A 17,420-nucleotide genomic window follows, 5' to 3' on the forward strand; every position below is an offset into this window, starting at 1 on the left:
GCATTCCAGGGCGCGCCGGGGTGGGCGGCCTGCGCATGATCCGCCCCATGTTCCACCACGGGCCGCAAGCCCTTCTCTCCATGTCACACCCCTTTGCTCCTTCGCCCCTGATCCAGCGCGATACGCCCGCCTGGCGCCTGCAGGTCTGGGTCTCGTTCGGCATCGCCGTGTTCTGCTGTGCGGTGGGGCTGGCGTGGCTGCCAGGGGTGGCCATGGAGCGGGCCTTCATGGTGATGGGTTACGTCTTTTGCCTCTCGGCCGTGTTCATGCTGGCGAAGTTCGTGCGGGACAACCAGATGCGCCACGGTGCGGACACGCCGATGTTCAAGCTGGTCGTCTGGGGCGCGTTCGCGGTGGCCGTGGGCCTCACGGGCTGGGGCCTGTGGAGCATGGACATCAACCCCACCTACCAGGCCTTCCTGGGCGTGAGCTGGCTCTACCTGATCACCACCGCCTTCACGCTGGCCAAGATGCTGCGTGACCGCCACGAGGCGGACCTGGCGGACGCCCGCTGGCAAGGCCGCCGCGAGGCCTCCATGCCAGCCGGTGGCACCCCTTCCGCACCGGCCGCCGCCCCGGACAAGGCGGGCAAGGCGACGGCGGAGTGAACCCGGGGGCCGGAGCGGGCGCGGTGCCCGCTTTCCCGGCCGTCCCTTGCGCGCACGGCGGCCCCGCTGTCGCGCCCTTTTTCTGGAGAAAGACCATGCGCATCGAGACTCTGATCCTCCGTTTTTCCTGGGCCCGCCGGGCCGTGGGCTTCGGCCTGGCCTTTGCGCTGGCGGCAGGCGCCGTGCATGCGCAGAGCGAGGTGTCCGTCGGCCTGTCGCTGCTGCCCGTGGCCTCGGTGGTGGGCACCGCTTCGGTGGCGTCCACGGCCGCCGGGGCGGTGGCGGCCGTTCCCGTCGCGTTGTCGGTGGGTGGCGCGATCCTCACCGTGAAGGCCGTGGAGGCGTCGGCCAACGGCACCGTGTATATGCTGGAGCGGGCGTCCGATGGCGCCCAGGTGAGCGTGGAGGTGGCCGGCCGCGCGGCCTCCGGCACGGTCCATGCCGTGGGGTCGGCGGTGGCCTGCAGCGTGATCGGCACCGGCGTCGTCCTGTCGGTGGCGGGCGAGGCGCTGGCCTTCGTGCCCAATGCCCTGGGCCGTGCGCTGCTCTACAACGAGCGGCTGTGAGGGGGCGGACCATGCGCAGACGGACCCTGGCCGCCCTGGCGGCGGTTGCTCTCGCCGGAACCGGCACCGCGCACGCGGGCCGCTCGTGCGAGGCGCGCAAGCCGACCCCGCAGCTCATCGAGCGCGGCATGGACCTGGCCGCCCGCACGGCCCGCGCCCTGGACGCGGAGCACGCCCGCTCGGGCACCCAGGTGGTGGTCCTGGCGCGTGCGGGGCAGGACCTGTCCCGTTACGGGCTGCGCTACTCTCACCTGGGCTGGGCCTACCGCACGCCGCAGGGGCCCTGGCGCGTGGTGCACAAGCTCAACGAGTGCGGCACCGCGGTGGGCGTGGTGTACCGGCAGGGGCTGGGCGAGTTCTTTCTCGACGACCTGTGGCGCTACGAGGCCGTGTGGGCCGTGCCCACGCCCGAGGTGCAGCAGCGGATGATGGCCGTGCTCGCCGACCGCACGCGCGCCACGGCCATGCACCAGCGGCCCTACAGCATGGTGAGCTACGCCTGGGGCACGAAGTACCAGCAGTCGAACCAGTGGGCGATGGAGACGCTGGCCGCGGCCATGGAGCCCGGCACCGTGCTCCGGCGCGATCAGGCGCAGGCCTGGCTGCGCTACAAGGGGTATGAGCCGACCGTGCTCAAGGTCGGCGCGCTCACGCGGCTGGGCGGGCGGGTGACGGCGGCGAACGTGGCGTTCGACGACCACCCGGACAGCGAGCGTTTCGCCAACCGCATCGCCACGGTGACCGTGGACTCCGCCCTGGCGTGGCTGCAGCGCGCACAACTGGCATCGGCCCCGGTGGCGCTGCCGCCGCCGTGACGCCAACGCGGGTTTATAGTCAAAAGCCGCTGATGCCGGGATATTGATTGTCTGTGTTGCTATCAAATGAATAGTATTTCAATGCCGAGGAGCTGGTCATGAGCAAATCCCTTCGCCTGTCGGAAAAATGGTTCCGCCGGGGCCTGTGGCTGGTGTCGCTGGTGTTCGCCAGCTTCCTGATCGGGCTGGGCGGCACCGTCGTGGACGACCTGCCCAAGGTCGAGGCCACGCTGCAGCTCGACGATTTCCTGGACCGCCCTGCCGCGGAGACGCTGCGCGCCCAGGTGCGCAACGCGCAGCAGGCCGAGGAGAGCGCGGAGACGGCGCTCGACCAGGCCCGCCTGCAGCGCGCCAAGTCGCGCAGCGAGACCGCGGCGGAGCGCGAGACCTTCAACAACTGGCTGGCCACGCGCAGCGCCACGCAGCAGTCCGAACACAACCCCGAGGTGGTGCAGCGCACCCAGGCGCTGGACCGGCTCCAGCTGCGCGAGCGCCAGACCCAGCAGGCGGTCGAAGCGCAGCAGCAGGCCGCGCTCGATGCGCGCCAGGCGGCCACGGCCGCGCAGCAACGCCTGGCCGCGCTGGAAAAGGAGGGCTACGAGCGCATGGCCGTGCAGCAGCGCAAGGTGCAGCTGCGCGTGTTCCTGTACCGGCTGGCGCTCACGCTGCCGCTGCTGGTGGTGGCCGGCTGGCTCTTCGTGAAGAAGCGCAAGGGCACCTACTGGCCGTTCGTGTGGGGCTTCATCTTCTTCGCGCTGTTCGCGTTCTTCGTGGAGCTGGTGCCCTACCTGCCCAGCTACGGCGGCTATGTGCGCTACGTGGTCGGCATCGTCGTGACCGCGCTGGTCGGGCGGTACGCCATCGTGGCGCTCAACCGCTACCTGGAGCGCCAGAAGCGGGCCGAGGCACTGCCCGACCAGGAGCGCCGCAAGGAGCTGAGCTACGACGTCGCCCTGGCGCGCCTGGCCAAGGGCGTGTGCCCGGGGTGCGAGCGGCCGGTGGACCTGAAGGACCCCACCATCGACTTCTGCCCCCACTGCGGCATCGGGCTGTTCGACCACTGCGGCGCTTGCAACACCCGCAAGAGCGCATTCGCCCGGTTCTGCCATGCCTGCGGCGCAGGCGCGGGCCGGGGGCTGCTGCCCGGCAACGACTCGGACGCCAGTGCGGCGGCGGTGCCGCACGCCGCCGGGCCATTGGCCGGCGGCCCGGCCCCGGCGGGACCGCTCTAGGGGATCGGCTTGAAAGGGCGCTGGTACGCGGGTGGCGTGGCGCCTCAGCCGCCCATCACCACCGGGCCGCCCTTGGCCAGCGCCCGCTGGTAGGCCGGGCGGGCCCGCATGCGGGCCTGGTAGGCCTTCAGGTGCGTGTGCCGGTCGGCGTTCTGAACGCGGCTCATGGCCGCCTCGACCGGAAAGCTCATCTGGAAATCGGCCATGGTGAGGTCGGCTCCGGCAAACCAGGCGTTGCGCGACAGGTGGTCGTCGATGAAGGCCAGGGCCGTGGCCAGGTTGGGGTCCACCAGCTTTTGCTCCGCCTTGCCGCACACGGCCCGCGCGATGGGCCGCACGAAGAACGGCATGGGCTGCTTGGGCAGCGTCTGAAAGACCAGCTTCATCACCAGCCAGTTCATCAGCGAGCCTTCGGCGTAGTGCATCCAGAAGCGGCACTGGCGGCGTTCGGGCGTGCCGCGCGCGGGTTCCAGGTGCGCGAGCTCGCCCTGCGCCTGCGCGCCGTAGCGGTCCACCAGGGTTTCGATGATGGCGCCCGACTCGGCGATGACCTCGTCGCCTTCGGTGATGACCGGCGACTTGCCGAGCGGATGGATCTTGCGCAACTCCGGCGGCGCCAGGCGGGTGCGCGGGTCGCGCTGGTAGGTCCGGAGTTCGTAGGGCACGCCCAGTTCTTCCAGGAGCCACAGGACGCGCTGCGAGCGCGAGGTTTCGAGGTGGTGGACGGTCAGCATGGCGCCATCGTAGCGGGCGCGCGCCGGGCCGGATACCACCGCCGTCCCGCAGCGGACATCGCCCGGGGCCTGGGGCGCCGGGGCTTCGGGGTTACACGCCCCGCGCGCGATCGACCGCGAACTGGCGGCGGAATTCGCCGAAGCGGCCCGCATCCAGCGATTCGCGCACCTCGCGCATCAGGTTCAGGTAGTAGTGCAGGTTGTGGATGGTGGTGAGCATCGGGCCCAGCATCTCGCCGCAGCGGTCCAGGTGGTGCAGGTACGCGCGGCTGAAGCCGCCGCGGCCGCCCTGGTCCCAGGCCACGCCCTCGGCGCCCGCACAGGCATGGCAGGTGCAGGTGGTGTCGAGCGGCTGGTGGTCGGCCTTGTGGCGCGCATTGCGCAGTTTCAGGTCGCCATACCGCGTGAAGATCGTGCCGTTGCGCGCATTGCGCGTGGGCATCACGCAGTCGAACATGTCCACGCCCTGCGCCACGCCTTCCACCAGGTCTTCGGGCGTGCCCACGCCCATGAGGTAGCGCGGCTTGTGCGCCGGCAGGCGGTGCGGCGTGTGCGCCATGATGCGCAGCATCTCGTCCTTGGGTTCGCCCACCGAAACGCCGCCCACCGCGTAGCCGGGAAAATCCATCTCCACCAGCCGGTCGAGCGATTCGGCCCGCAGGTTCTCGAACATGCCGCCCTGCACGATGCCGAACAGCGCGTTGGGGTTGTTCAGGCGGTGGAATTCGTCTTGGCTCCGCTGCGCCCAGCGCAGGCTCATTTCCATCGAGGTGCGCGCCTCGCGCTCGGTGGTCAGGTGGCCCTTGGTTTCGTACGGGGTGCACTCGTCCAGCTGCATCACGATGTCGGAATTGAGCGTGGTCTGGATCTGCATGCTCACCTCGGGCGACATGAAGAGCTTGTCGCCGTTCACGGGCGAGGCGAAGTGCACGCCTTCCTCGGTGATCTTGCGCATGGCGCCCAGGCTCCACACCTGGAAGCCGCCGGAGTCGGTGAGGATGGGCTTGTCCCACTTCTCGAACGCGTGCAGGCCGCCGAAGCCCTGCATCACGTCCAGCCCCGGGCGCATCCACAGGTGGAACGTGTTGCCCAGGATGATCTGCGCGCCCATGTCGTGCAGGCTCTGCGGCATCACGCCCTTGACGGTGCCGTAGGTGCCCACGGGCATGAAGATGGGGGTCTGCACCACGCCGTGGTTCAGGGTGAGGGTGCCGCGTCGCGCGTGGCTTTCGGGGTCGGTGGTCAGGAGGTCGAACTGCAGCATGGCGCGCATTGTCCCAGACGCCTACAGGGTCGGGGGCGCGGCGGGGCGCCGGTACACTGGACCGCACTGCCTGCCGGGCGCGCGGAGCGCATCGCCGGCAGGCCCCTCAGACTCCCGGAAAGGACACGGACATGCTCAAGATCCTCATCGCCGTCGATGGCTCGGACCTCTCCCTGGATGCGGTGCACCACACCCTGGCCCTGCTGCGCCAGGGGCTGCGCGCCAGCGTCGTGCTGGCCCATGTGCAGGAGCCCGCCACGCTCTACGAAATGGTGGTGTCGCGCGACCCGGACCTCATCGCGGCGGCCAGCCTGGAAGCCGGTCTGCACCTGATGGCCCCGGCCCGTGCGATCTTCGAGGCCGCAGGCGTGGAGCACGAAACCGATGTGGGCGTGGGCGACGTTGCGAACACGCTGGTGGACATCGCCGAGCGCCACGGCTGCGGCATGCTGGTGATCGGCGCCCGCGGGCAGGGCGCGATCAGCAGCGCGTTGCTGGGGTCGGTGTCGCAGGCGCTCGTGCATGCGAGCCATGTGCCCGTGACCATCGTCAAGCACGCGGACGTGCTGGAAACCGTGGATGTGAATGCCGAGGGCGGGCAGGAAACCCTGGCCTGATCCTTTTCAGAAACTCTCAGGCGGCCTTGCGGAAAGGCTCGCTCGGGCGCTGCAGCTTGCCGTGCGGCAGGCTCGCCAGGCGCTTGAACATGCGCCTGCAGTAGCCGTTGATCCACAGGCACTTGTTGAGCTCGTCCACCGGCAGCGGGCCGGAGACGACGACGATGTCGTTGGCCACATCCAGCGCACCGGCCGCGCGCAGGCGGCGGCGCGTGTTGCTGGCCCAGGACTGGATGCGCGACGGCGTGCCGTGCTGGTGGACTTCGCCCGTGTGCGCATCGAAGGCAATGGCGACGGTATCGGTCTTCAGCTTGAAACGGCGCTCGCCCGTGACGGCACTGGGCGCCTCGCGCATGTCGTACAGGTAGTAACTTCCAGCCTTGAGCTGATATTGCATGTCCATGGTTTCGTCCTCCGAGGGGCATTGTCCCGGGGGCTTGGACCAGCAATGGTGGAGAAAGCGGCATGAAAACGCCTCTTTTTCCAGGGAGTGGTGCGTGGGGCCTGCCGGACTGCGATGTGCGTGCCATTGTGTCGGCGCGTGTGCGCCGATTCAAGGCAGCAGCCCTGTCAAAGGGTAACGGGATGTGATGCGGCCGGCCCCTTGCCGCGCAGGCGGGGGCCGGCCGTGCGTTCAGGCGCTCAGAAATCGACCAGGCTCAGGCCGACGCTGAACACCGTGCGCTTGCGGTTGTAGTCGATCATGCTGTCGCCATAGCCGCTGAACAGGGCAGTGTGCAGGCGCAGGTTGCTCTTGCTGCCGCCCAGGCCCTTGCCCAGGTTCTGCAGCCATTCGATGCGTGCCGAGCCGCGCGGCGTGGAGGCCAGCGAATGGCGGACGGTCACGCCCACGGTGTTGTCGCGGTCGTAGTTCCAGTTCACCTGCAGCTCGCCCCGGCCGATGTAGTCGCTGATGCCCGGGTTGTCGTCGCTGTCGGCGCTTTCGCTCAGGCGCTTCCACAGGCGCGCGTTCACGCTCCAGCGGTTGTCCAGTTCCATGCCGGTCATCAGGTACACGCGGTTCCAGCTGCGCGACAGCGGCAGGCTCTGGCCGTTGGACTGGTGCACCAGCCCGATGCCGCTGTAGCGCCAGCGCCAGCCAAAGGGCAGCTTGGCGTCGGTGGGGTACACGTACATCACTTCCGGCTCGTGGTCGGTGGCGCGGAAGGGGCGCGAGATGTCGGGGCTGAACAGCTGCCAGTACGACTGCTGCGTGTAGCCCACCCACACCGAGTCCTTCAGCGTGGGATGGCCCTGCGTGAGCAGGCCCTGGGCGATCTTGGTGCGCACCGACAGCTGGATGCGGTTCTCGGTGGTCCGGTAGTCCACGGCCGAGGTGGCGTTGTGGTCCGGCACGGGCGAGGTGGGCTGGCGATTGACGTTGCTGCCCTTGACCACCGAGATGCTGATCGGCCGATAGCCCCGGAAGCGGAAGGTGCCGCAATCGCTGCCCGACTCCAATTCCCAAAAGCGCGACAGCGTGCTGTACTGCTCGTCGCGGCAGCCTTCCACCTGGGCCACGTCGATGAGGCGGGTGGCCGGCAGCGTCGTGTCCACGGGGGTGGGCGGTGCGGTGCTGGCCGTGGTGTTGCCGGTGGACGCGCTGGCCGATGCCGCAGGCGCTTTCCAGGCCTGCTGGCCCGCCCACTGGTCGAAGCAGGCCAGGCGCGCGGTGCTGTCGCCGGCCATGGCGGTGCAACGGCGCCAGGCGTCGCCGGCGGCCTCCGTCTGGGCGGGCGTCTGCGCCAGCGCAGCGCCAGCGGGGGCACACAGGGCCAGGGCCAGGGTGCCCAGGCGCCGCGGTGTCATGGCCGTCCGGACTGCTTGCGCAGCACGGACGGGGCGGTGGTGTGATGTGGTGCGTTGTTCCATGTTCCTCGTATCTCCTAGCCGCAACTGCCTTGTTCCACCTGGCCGATCCAGGTGGCGCTGATGTTCTTCCTGCCGTCCGCCCCGCGCGATGCCCGCGCCCAGGTGCGGTTGCGCGGCCCGGCGACACGCACGCTCTGTGCCAGCGGCCGGCGCATTCCGGCGCACGCTGCGGCCCGCCCGGCGGCAACGTGGCGGCGGATCATGGCACGGCCGGTCATGGCGTGGCGCTCTGGGCCTTGCGCGCGGCGAATTCGGCGCGCAGCGCCTTGAGCTTTTCGCGCGGGTCTTCGCGGGCGGTGTTCTTGTCCAGCGCCATCTCGGCGATGAAGCGGCTGGGCTGCGCGTTCACCATCTCGCGGCCCTTCTTGCGCTTTTTGGTCCAGCTGACGGCCAGGCTGCGCTGGGCGCGGGTGATGCCCACGTACATCAGGCGGCGCTCTTCCTGCAGGCGCTGCAGCGTGTCGTCGCTCACCTTGAGCTGGCGGCCCTCGTCGTCGTCGAGCTTGAAGGGCAGCATGCCTTCGGTCACGCCCACCAGCACCACATGCGGCCACTCCAGGCCCTTGGAGGCGTGCAGCGTGGACAGCGTGACCATGTCCTGGTCCTTCTCTCGCTCGCTGATGGTGGACAGCAGCGCGATGGTCTGCGAGACCTCCAGCAGGCTCTTGGTCTCCTTGGTGACGACGCTGCCCGAGGTGTCGTCGATCTGGCCGCCGGCACGCTGCGACATCCAGTCGCAGAACTCCAGCACGTTGCTCCAGCGCGCCGCGGCGACCTTCTCGCTGTCTTCGCCGTCGTACAGGTGCTTTTCGTAGTCGATTTCCTTGAGCCAGTCGGCCAGGAAGGCGCGCGAATCCTCGGCGCCATGCGTGTGCCGGGCCCGGTATTCGAGGTCGTTGACGTAGCGCCCGAACTCCATCAGCCCGTCGAGCGCGCGCTTGGGGATGGCCGCCGGCAGCATGCCGTTGAACAGCGCGCCGAACATGCTCAGCTTGTGCCTGGTGGCGAATTCGCCCAGTGCGCCCAGCGTGGTGTGCCCGATGCCGCGCTTGGGGCTGGTGATGGATCGCAGGAAGGCTGGGTCGTCGTCGTTGTTGATCCACAGGCGGAACCAGGCGCACAGGTCCTTGATTTCCGCACGATCGAAGAAACTCGTGCCGCCCGAGACCTTGTAGGGGATGTTGGCCTTGCGCAGCGCCTTTTCGAACGGCTTGGCCTGGTGGTTGGCACGGTAGAGGAGGGCAAAGCTCTTCCAGGCCGGCGGCGGGTTGGCCGCGGCACGCAGGCTCTGGATGCGGGCCACGGCGCGTTCGGCCTCGTGCTCTTCGCTGTCGGCGTCCACCACGCGCACCGGCTCGCCTTCGCCTAGTTCGGAGAAGAGCGTTTTGGGAAACAGCTTGGGGTTGGGCTGGATCACGTTGTTGGCCGCGCGCAGGATGGCGCTGGTGGAGCGGTAGTTCTGTTCCAGCTTGATCACCTTGAGCTGCGGAAAGTCGACCGGCAGCTTTTTCAGGTTGTCCAGCGTGGCGCCGCGCCAGCCGTAGATGGACTGGTCGTCGTCGCCCACGGCGGTGAAGCGCGCGCGCTCGCCCACGAGCAGCTTGAGCAACTCGTACTGCGTGGCGTTGGTGTCCTGGTACTCGTCCACGAGCACGTGGCCCAGCACCCGCTGCCATTTGCTGCGTACCTCGGGGTGGTCGCGCAGCAGGCGCAGCGGCATGCCGATGAGGTCGTCGAAATCGACGCTCTGGTAGGCGGTCAGGCGTTCTTCGTAGCGCGCCATCAGGACGGCGATGCTTCGCTCGTTGTCGTCCGCGGCCTGCGCCAGCGATTCCTGGGCGTTCAGGCCCATGTTCTTCCACTTGCTGATGGTCCACTGCCACTGGCGGGCGGTGGCCATGTCGGTCGTGCCGCCGGCCGCGTCCTTGAGGATGCCGGTCACGTCGTCCGCATCGAGGATGCTGAACTGGGGCTTGAGCCCGAGCACATGCCCGTCTTCGCGCACCATGCGCACGCCCAGCGCGTGGAAGGTGCACACCAGCACGTCCTTGGCCGCCCGGCCGATGAGGCCCTGCGCGCGCTCGCGCATCTCGGCGGCGGCCTTGTTGGTGAAGGTGATGGCGGCGATGCGGCGCGCCTCCAGCCCCGTTTCGATCAGCCGGGCGATCTTGTGGGTGATCACCCGCGTCTTGCCCGAACCTGCGCCCGCCAGCACGAGGCATGGCCCCTCGGTGTAGTGGACCGCCTGGAGCTGGGCGAGATTGAGACCGGCGGACATGCGCAGAAAAAAGGGGGTGGACAGGCGCCGGCGAGGCACGGGTGGAGCACCGCTTCCCAGGGAGAAGGGGGCCAGAGCGCGCAATGATACCGGGATGGGCCGGAATCGAGCCGGCCCTTTCTACAAGGTTTTACCGGGAGCGGCGTGCCGGGAGCTGGAATTCGTCAAGAAGAAATCATTTTTCTCATTTTTAGCAAATTTCTTGACAATGTATCAATGTGCATCTTTATACTGGCCCTTCCAATTCGATTATTTCCACCGGGGTCACCGCCATGCGCGATGCTTCAGCGGGGGTGGCCGCAGAGATGCTCACTCCCCACTTTTACGAGCGGTTCCACAAGCTGTTCAGCGTGGCGTCGCGCAAATCGCTGCTCCGCTGGCATGAAGTGCCGGCCGCCGAGGCCCAGGTGCTGCTGCTGGACGACGCCAGCGCGGCGCAGCCCGGCTCCCGCGCGCCGTGCCTGGTCTGCGTGGGGGGCTCGTTTCCCGACAAGGCGCCCCAGGCGCAGTGGACCGCGCGCCTGCAGACCGGCTATACGCTGGCGGACCTGATCGACGTGCTGGACCGTGCCGCCGTGTTCCTGATGGACTGGCGGGCGCGCCAGACGATGACGGCCGCCTCCGCCGACACGGCGTGGGAGTCTCCCGCCGCGGCGCGCGCCGCGTTCGGCGACCCCCAGCAACGGTTCCGGCTGAGCACCTGGGTGTCGCTGGGGGCGCCGTTCCGTTCGGGCGGCCACGTGCGGGCGCTCGCATTGCTCACCCGCGCGCCGGTCAGCTTGGCGCAGTTGTGCGAGCACAGCGGCCTGGAGCCCGCCACTGCGCAGGCGCTGCTGGCCGAGTTGTCCCGCCGCAACGTGCTGCGCACCGAAACGGCGGCGCCGGTACCCGCCTTGCGCTCCGACCGCCCGAAGCCCTCCGGGCACGGCGGGCTGGTTCAGCGGCTCACGCGCTGGGTGCGCGGTGGAGGCCAGGCATGAACGGGGCACTGCCGCGCATCGCGCTCGTGGGGCCCATGGGCATCGGCAAGACCACCGCGTTGCGCTCGCTGTGCGGCGACGTGATGGCGTCCTCCGACGTGCCCAACCTCGACCGGGCGGCGCATTCCAAGGCGTTCACCACCGTGGGCGCGGAGTTCGGCGAGATCGACCTGGGCGATGGCGAGCACGTGCAGGTGTGCGGTTGCCCGGGGCAGGACCGCTTCGACTTCGTGCGGCAATGGATTCTCTCGGTGTCGATGGGCGTCTTCATCATGGCCGACGTGGCCCGGCCCTCGGCCGTGGCCGAGACGCTCGACCTGCTCGCCGAAATGGCCGTGCAGCCCGATCCGCCGCTGGCCCTGGTGCTCAGCGCCCGTCCCGCCACGCCTGCGCAGATCGAGGCGTTCAGCCTCGCGCTCTCGGCCTCGCCGCACGGCGTGGTGCCCATCCTGGAAGCCGATCCGCGCGACCGCGGCCAACTGCTGGAGGCCGTGGGCGTGCTGGCTTCCATGCTGTCCCTGCAGAACGAAATGGACTGAAATCCCATGATGAACAAGGCGAACATCGTCCCCCCCGAGCGCGCGCAGGCGGCCCGGGAGGTGCTGGACCGCGTGGTGGCCCCCGCGGGCGACGTGCGCATGGCGCTGGTGACCACCCTCGACGGCTTCGAGGTGGCCTCGCTGTCGGTGGGCGGTGGCCTGGAGGTGCGCCGGCTGGCGGCCATGGCCGGCTCACTCATGGCCATGGCCCGTGCCGTGGGCCGCGAGATCGACTACCCCGGTTGCCGCCGCCTCACCTTCGAGACCGAGGCGGGCCTGGCGATCTTCCAGGCCATCGGCGGGGCCTTCCCCTGCATCCTGTGCCTGGTGCTGGAAAAGCAGGCCGTGCTCGGGCGGGCCCTGTGGACCGCCGGCGAGGTCGCGCAGCAACTGGGCCGCCCCGAATGATCCCCCGCGCGTTGCCGGGTCGGCCGGCGGCGCGCATGTGTGCTTGCTTCCCCTTTCGTCCCTTTCTGTTTAAGGAATCGAACCCATGGCCTCCCTTCAAGAATCTCTGAACCAACTCCATTCCATCGACGGCGCCCTGTGCGCGGCCGTGGTGGACAGCGGTAGCGGCATGCTGCTGGGCAGCGTCGGCAGCGGCGTGGACATGGAACTGGCGGCTGCCGGCAACACCGAAGTGGTCCGTGCCAAGAACAAGACCATGCGCTCGCTGGGCTTGGCCGACAAGATCGACGACATCCTCATCACGCTGGGCAAGCAGTACCACGTGATCCGCCCGCTGGCCGCGCACGAAGGCCTGTTCATCTACCTGGTGCTGGACAAGGAGCGCTCCAACCTCGCCCTGGCACGCCGCAAGGTGCAGGAAGTGGAGCAGGGCGTGCAGATCTGACCGGACAGGCTGCGGCGCGCTGCGCCACGCCATCGGGGCCTGGAATCGGCCCCGGTCCCGCTGCCCGCCCCGTGCGGGCTTTTTTTCGCGGTGACGCGCGGCACTCTGCACGCTGCCTTGCGCCGACAATGGGCCGTGCTGTCCGTTCTGTCCATCACCTTTCCCTTCTTCGCGCTCGTGCTCTGCGGCTACCTGGCCGCGCGTGCGGGCGCGCTGCCGCAGGCGGCCATTCCCGGGCTGAATGCGTTCGTGCTGTTTTTCGCGCTGCCGTGCATGCTGTTCCGACTGGGCGCGAACACGCCCATCGGCCAGTTGCTGGACCCGGCGGTGGCGTGCCTGTACATCCTGTGCGGCCTGGCCCTGGTCGGCGCCACGGTGGCGCTCACCCGGGCGCGCCTGGGCTGGAACGATGCCGCCTTCGGCGCGCTGGTGGCAGCCTTTCCCAACACCGGCTTCATGGGCGTGCCGCTGCTGGTGGCGCTGCTCGGGGCCTCGGCGGCGGGGCCGGCCATCCTGACGATGCTGGTGGACATGGTGCTCACGACCTCGCTGTGCATCGCCCTGTCGCGGCTGGACGGCGTGGGCACGCACGGCGTGGCGGTGGCAGTGCGACGGGCCTTGCGCGGCATGGCAAGCAACCCCATGCCCTGGGCCATCGCACTGGGGGCCGTGGCGTCTGCATTCCAGTGGAAGTTACCCGGCCCGCTCGACCAGACGGTGGCGATGCTGGCCGGCGCGGCGTCGCCCGTGGCGCTGTTCACGATCGGCGCCGTTCTGGCGCGCTCGCAGATGAACCAGCACGACCGCGTGCCCCCGCGCGACTACGTGCCGGTCGCGCTGGCCAAGCTGTTCGTGCATCCGCTGCTCGTCTGGGGCGCGGGGCACGGTGCGATCGCGGCGGGCGTGCCGCTCACGCCGTTCGCACACACGGTGCTGGTGCTGGTGGCGGCGCTGCCGAGCGCCAGCAACGTGTCGCTGCTGGCCGAGCGCTTCGGCGCCCACAACGGGCGCATCGCGCGGATCATCCTGGTCTCCACCGCGCTGGCCTTTCTGAGCTTTTCGGCCGCCACCGCAATATTGACTTAGGCGTTCTGCTATTTATTGGGTAGCAAGCGATGCCGCATGGCGCCAACCCGCCAGGCACGCCCCAGCCGGGGATCAGATCGTCAGCGGGTCCACGTCCACCAGCCAGCGGATCAGCCCCTTGTGCTCCGGCGCCGCGCGCGTGGCGTGCAGCACTGGCTGCCAGGCCGACAGAAAGCGCTGCAGCGCCGCGCGGCTGCCGCTTTCCAGCAGCATCTGCGCGCGCTCCACGTTGGCCACCCGCTGGATCGCCAGGGGCACGGGGGGAAACAGCGTGACATGCTCCAGTCCCGGCAACCCATCGGCTTGCGCGGCGGCGCTGGCCGCAGCCAGGAACGCCTGGGCGACCTCCTGCGTGCGCGCGTCGGCGCGCACCAGCGCTTGGTAGGCGAAGGGCGGCATGGCGGCTTCGGCCCGCTCTGCCAACTGGCTGTCGGCGAACGCGGGGTAGTCGTGCCGGCGCAGCGCGGCGTACACGGCATGGTCGGGGTGGTAGGTCTGCACCCACATCTCGCACCGGCTGCCTTGCTCGGCCACGTAGCGTGCATCGCGCCCCGCGCGGCCGGCCGCCTGCAGCAGCAGGGCGAAGAGGCGCTCGGGCGCCCGGAAGTCGCTGGAAAACAGCGCGCCGTCGGGCTGCACCGCCGCCACGAGCGTGATGCGCCGAAAGTCGTGGCCCTTGGCCACCATCTGCGTGCCCACCAGCACATCCACCTCGCCCGCATGCACCTGGGCCAGTTGGGATTCGAGCGCGCCCTTGGCCTTGGTGGTGTCGGCATCGATGCGGGCGACGCGCGCCGCCCGCCGCTCGGGCGTGATCACGTTGCGCAGCAGGGCGGCCAGTTGCTCTTCCAGCTGCTCGGTGCCCCGGCCGATGGGGGCGATGTCGGGGTTGCCGCAGCCCGGGCAGGCATGCGGCACCCGCTGGGTGTAGCCGCAGTGGTGGCAGCGCAGGGTGCGGTCGATCTTGTGGAAGACCTGGTGCGCGCTGCAGTGCGGGCAGTCGCTTTTCCAGCCGCAGTCGCTGCAGTGCAGCACGGGCGCGAAGCCGCGGCGATTGAGCAGCACCAGGCACTGCTCGCCGCGCTCCACGCGCTGGGTGATGGCCGCCAGCAGCGGGGCGGAGAACACGGCGCCCCGCGGCTGCTGGCCCATGTCCACCAGGCGCACGTGCGGCAGTTCTCCGGCGCCGATGCGGCTGGGCATGTGCAGCCGCCGGTAGCGGCCGGCCGGGCTACCGGCTTCGGCGGGCCGGCTGGCATGCCAGCTTTCCAGCGACGGCGTGGCCGAGCCCAGCACCACCTTGGCGCCCTGGTCGCGGCCGCGCCAGATGGCCAGGTCCCGCGCCGAGTAGCGGGCGCCTTCCTGCTGCTTGTAGCTGGCGTCGTGTTCCTCGTCCACCACGATGAGCGCCAGGCCCGGCATGCTGGCGAACACCGACATGCGCGTGCCCAGCACGATGCGCGCCGTGCCCGCATGCGCCGCCAGCCAGCTCTTGAGGCGCTGCGGGTTGGTCATGCCGCTGTGCAGCGAGACCACGCTGCCCGCGCCGTAGCGGGGCGCGAAGCGGGCGGTGAAGCGCTCCTCCAGCTGGGGGGTGAGGTTGATCTCGGGCACCATCACCAACGCCTGCGCGGCCGGATCGGCCTCCAGCGCCTCCTGCACGCAGCGCAGGTAGACCTCGGTCTTGCCGCTGCCGGTGCTGCCGTAGAGCAGGAAGGGCCCGGGTTCGGCGGCGATGGCGGCGCGGGCGCTTTCCTGCTCGACGCTCAGGGCGATCTCCGGCAGCGCATCGCCTCCCTGCAACGACGTCGCCGGGCGGCGCAGGCGCCGCGCGAGCTGCGCGGGGCCCAGGTCGCGCAACTGGGGGGGCAGGGCGGCCAGGGCCACCTCGCCCAGCCCGCGCTGGTAGTAGCGCGCGGTGAAGGCCACCAGCCGGCGCCAGGGCGCCGCCAGCGGCGCCACGCCCTCCAGCACCGCGGCAACGGCGCGGGCGGACGTGCCGGCGGGCAGCGGCGGCAACCCACCCTCGGGCGCATCCCAGACCACGCCCAGCACTTCGCGGGTGCCCAGCGGCACGCGCACCAGCGTTCCGGGGGGCAGGGGCCGGTCGCTGGCGTAGCTCAGCAGGTCGCCCACATTGCTGTGCCCAGGGGTCTGGACGGCAATCTGCAGGATGGCGGGTGCCGGGGAGGGAGGATCGTCGTTTACGGGCACTTGTTCAGACGGGATGGCGATGCAGGCGTTAAGTGATTGATTTATCGGGCATTTGAGGGGCTGCAGGCTTTTTCTGTGGATAACTTTGTTGACATCCCAGGCCTGGCTGCTGGCTCAGAGGCGGCGGGGCGTCGCTCTGGCAATCCGCATGGCCTGAGGAAATTCAAAAAAATCCATATGAATCAATGATCTATCAAAAATATGGTGAATGCCGCCCGCAGCCTGTCATGCTGGGCCAGATGCTGCACCGCATCAAGCACCTTGTGCATAAGTGGACCCGTGCTGGTCTTGTCAAGGGGCCATTCTGTGCTAGGGCAAAGTGCGAAGGTCGGGCAATTTCTTCAATGGGCGACGCAAGTGCTTGATTTGACGAGGATTTTGGAAAAGTACCGATTTTCTGTGGATAACTTTGTTGATATCCACGTCCGACCGGCCGCTAGGCCTTGAAAACACGTGGTTTTGTTACATTGCCCGGAAATTCGGCAAATTCTTCCAGTCCTTATGAATCAATGACTTACAGGCGCTGCCCAATTATTTTGACGCCCATCGAAAAGATTCCCGGGAATGCAGGCCGTGCGCCAACGTGGTGCGCGCAGTGTGCATAACTCGCCCGCCTGCATTCCCTGCTGTCAAGGCCTGTCAAGCCTGGCGCAACGCGCGGGAATGGCGGTGCACTGTTTCGACCAGCGCCGCCACATGCTCCGGGGGCGTGAACTGGCTGATGCCGTGGCCCAGGTTGAAGATGTGCGTGGGGCCGGTGGTGGTCCGGTCGGTGTGGGGGGGGCCGAAGCTGTCGAGCACGGCGCGCGCATGCAGCGCGATCTGCTCGGGCGGGGCGAACAGCACGTTGGGGTCGATGTTGCCCTGCAGCGCCTTGCCGGGGCCACCCACCGCGCCGCCGACCAGGGCGCGTGCACGGGCCAGATTGGCCGTCCAGTCCAGTCCGAGCACCTCGCAGTCCAGGTCCTTCATGGCGTCCAGCCAGAGCGCACCGCCCTTGGTGAACACGATGCGCGGCACTTCGGTGCCCTCCACGCCGGTGCGCTGGAGCTGGGCCAGCACGCGCTTGGTGTAGGCCAGGCTGAAGGCCTGGAAGGCGCCGTCGGCCAGCACGCCGCCCCAGCTGTCGAACACCATCACGGCCTGGGCGCCCGCGTCGATCTGCGCGTTCAGGTAGGCGGCCACGGCGTCGGCGTTGATGGCCAGGATGCGGTGCATCAGGTCGGGGCGGCTGTACATCAGCGTCTTCACGAGGCGGTAGTCGTCGCTGCCCTTGCCTTCCACCATGTAACAGGCCAGCGTCCAGGGGCTGCCGGAAAAGCCGATCAGCGGCACGCGGCCGTCGAGCGCGCGCCGGATGCTGGTGACCGCATCGAACACGTAGCGCAGCTTATCCATGTCGGGTACGGCCAGGGCCGCCACGGCCGCTTCGTCGCGCACCACGTGGGCGAAGCGCGGGCCTTCCCCCTCGGCGAACGACAGGCCCAGGCCCATCGCATCGGGCACGGTGAGGATGTCGCTGAACAGAATGGCCGCATCGAGCGGAAAACGCTCCAGGGGCTGCAGCGTGACCTCGGTGGCGTAGTCCACGTTGGTGGCCAGCCCCATGAAGCTGCCCGCCCGGGCCCGCGTGGCCTTGTACTCCGGCAGGTAGCGGCCGGCCTGGCGCATCAGCCACAGGGGGGTGTAGTCGGTGGCCTGGCGCCGGCAGGCGCGCAGGAACGTGTCGTTCTGGAGGGGGGCGAAGCTCATGCCCCTGATT

General features: G+C 69.2%; 18 protein-coding genes. 10 read left to right on the forward strand and 8 right to left on the reverse strand.

Annotation, left to right across the window (positions count from 1 at the left end; translation table 11 throughout):
* The first annotated feature begins 80 nt into the window (after window positions 1-80).
* The 4 genes from M5C96_RS02020 to M5C96_RS02035 all read left to right on the forward strand — a co-directional run bounded on the left by M5C96_RS02020 (window position 81) and on the right by M5C96_RS02035 (window position 3,221).
* Window positions 81-608 carry a YiaA/YiaB family inner membrane protein gene (locus M5C96_RS02020; RefSeq protein WP_272566832.1) on the forward strand — a complete coding sequence of 176 codons (528 nt, stop codon included), beginning with the start codon at window positions 81-83 and terminating at the stop codon, window positions 606-608.
* A 95-nt stretch (window positions 609-703) separates the two neighbouring features.
* Window positions 704-1,174 (forward strand): hypothetical protein, encoded by a 471-nt coding sequence (locus tag M5C96_RS02025; RefSeq protein ID WP_272566833.1) that lies wholly within the window; start codon window positions 704-706, stop codon window positions 1,172-1,174.
* Window positions 1,175-1,185: 11 nt separating this feature from the next.
* Entirely contained in the window at window positions 1,186-1,989 is an 804-nt protein-coding gene (locus M5C96_RS02030) for a DUF2145 domain-containing protein (protein ID WP_272566834.1), read from the forward strand.
* A gap of 98 nt (window positions 1,990-2,087) precedes the next feature.
* A complete protein-coding gene (locus M5C96_RS02035) occupies window positions 2,088-3,221 on the forward strand; it encodes a zinc ribbon domain-containing protein (protein ID WP_272566835.1) in 1,134 nt (377 codons plus the stop codon).
* Window positions 3,222-3,265: 44 nt separating this feature from the next.
* On the opposite strand, the gene M5C96_RS02040 is transcribed toward M5C96_RS02035, so the two are convergent.
* Window positions 3,266-3,955, reverse strand: coding sequence for a glutathione S-transferase family protein (locus M5C96_RS02040; RefSeq protein WP_272566836.1), 690 nt, complete (start codon window positions 3,953-3,955; stop codon window positions 3,266-3,268).
* Window positions 3,956-4,046: 91 nt separating this feature from the next.
* A complete protein-coding gene (gene tgt, locus M5C96_RS02045; protein WP_272566838.1) occupies window positions 4,047-5,219 on the reverse strand; it encodes a tRNA guanosine(34) transglycosylase Tgt in 1,173 nt (390 codons plus the stop codon).
* Between the two features lie 131 nt (window positions 5,220-5,350).
* Here tgt and M5C96_RS02050 point away from each other — a divergent pair, with 131 nt between their 5' ends.
* Entirely contained in the window at window positions 5,351-5,836 is a 486-nt protein-coding gene (locus tag M5C96_RS02050; RefSeq protein ID WP_272566839.1) for a universal stress protein, read from the forward strand.
* 16 nt (window positions 5,837-5,852) lie between these two features.
* Here the strand turns inward: M5C96_RS02050 and M5C96_RS02055 are convergent, their stop codons facing one another.
* The 4 genes from M5C96_RS02055 to M5C96_RS02070 all read right to left on the reverse strand — a co-directional run bounded on the left by M5C96_RS02055 (window position 5,853) and on the right by M5C96_RS02070 (window position 9,986).
* The gene (locus M5C96_RS02055) at window positions 5,853-6,239 is read right to left on the reverse strand and encodes a hypothetical protein (protein ID WP_272566840.1); all 387 of its coding nucleotides are present in this window, start codon (window positions 6,237-6,239) and stop codon (window positions 5,853-5,855) included.
* Between the two features lie 239 nt (window positions 6,240-6,478).
* On the reverse strand, window positions 6,479-7,708 hold the full coding sequence (locus M5C96_RS02060; RefSeq protein ID WP_442867350.1) for a phospholipase A: 1,230 nt from the start codon (window positions 7,706-7,708) through the stop codon (window positions 6,479-6,481).
* Between the two features lie 14 nt (window positions 7,709-7,722).
* Window positions 7,723-7,926, reverse strand: a complete 204-nt coding sequence (locus M5C96_RS02065) for a hypothetical protein (protein WP_272566843.1) — start codon at window positions 7,924-7,926, stop codon at window positions 7,723-7,725.
* On the reverse strand, window positions 7,923-9,986 hold the full coding sequence (locus M5C96_RS02070) for an ATP-dependent helicase (RefSeq protein ID WP_272566844.1): 2,064 nt from the start codon (window positions 9,984-9,986) through the stop codon (window positions 7,923-7,925). The genes M5C96_RS02065 and M5C96_RS02070 overlap by 4 nt, the downstream gene beginning before the upstream one ends.
* A 272-nt stretch (window positions 9,987-10,258) precedes the next feature.
* Between M5C96_RS02070 and M5C96_RS02075 the strand changes: the two genes are divergently transcribed.
* From M5C96_RS02075 to M5C96_RS02095, 5 genes are all read left to right on the forward strand, one after another.
* Window positions 10,259-10,966 carry a hypothetical protein gene (locus tag M5C96_RS02075; protein ID WP_272566846.1) on the forward strand — a complete coding sequence of 236 codons (708 nt, stop codon included), beginning with the start codon at window positions 10,259-10,261 and terminating at the stop codon, window positions 10,964-10,966.
* The gene (locus M5C96_RS02080; RefSeq protein WP_272566848.1) at window positions 10,963-11,505 is read left to right on the forward strand and encodes a GTP-binding protein; all 543 of its coding nucleotides are present in this window, start codon (window positions 10,963-10,965) and stop codon (window positions 11,503-11,505) included. Before M5C96_RS02075 ends, M5C96_RS02080 begins: the two co-directional genes overlap by 4 nt.
* Window positions 11,506-11,511: 6 nt before the next feature.
* A complete protein-coding gene (locus M5C96_RS02085; RefSeq protein ID WP_272566850.1) occupies window positions 11,512-11,913 on the forward strand; it encodes a roadblock/LC7 domain-containing protein in 402 nt (133 codons plus the stop codon).
* A gap of 85 nt (window positions 11,914-11,998) precedes the next feature.
* Window positions 11,999-12,358, forward strand: coding sequence for a hypothetical protein (locus tag M5C96_RS02090; RefSeq protein ID WP_272566851.1), 360 nt, complete (start codon window positions 11,999-12,001; stop codon window positions 12,356-12,358).
* Between the two features lie 135 nt (window positions 12,359-12,493).
* Window positions 12,494-13,444 (forward strand): AEC family transporter, encoded by a 951-nt coding sequence (locus tag M5C96_RS02095; RefSeq protein WP_272569559.1) that lies wholly within the window; start codon window positions 12,494-12,496, stop codon window positions 13,442-13,444.
* 72 nt (window positions 13,445-13,516) lie between these two features.
* Here M5C96_RS02095 and priA read toward each other — a convergent pair whose 3' ends face one another.
* Both priA and hemE read right to left on the reverse strand, forming a co-directional pair.
* Window positions 13,517-15,658, reverse strand: a complete 2,142-nt coding sequence (gene priA / locus M5C96_RS02100) for a replication restart helicase PriA (RefSeq protein ID WP_272566853.1) — start codon at window positions 15,656-15,658, stop codon at window positions 13,517-13,519.
* A gap of 639 nt (window positions 15,659-16,297) precedes the next feature.
* Complete coding sequence (gene hemE / locus M5C96_RS02105; RefSeq protein WP_272566854.1) at window positions 16,298-17,410, reverse strand: uroporphyrinogen decarboxylase; 1,113 nt, start codon at window positions 17,408-17,410, stop codon at window positions 16,298-16,300.
* Window positions 17,411-17,420 lie beyond the last annotated feature (10 nt).

Origin of the sequence: Acidovorax sp. GBBC 1281, assembly GCF_028473645.1 — a bacterium.
GTDB lineage: Bacteria > Pseudomonadota > Gammaproteobacteria > Burkholderiales > Burkholderiaceae_C > Paracidovorax.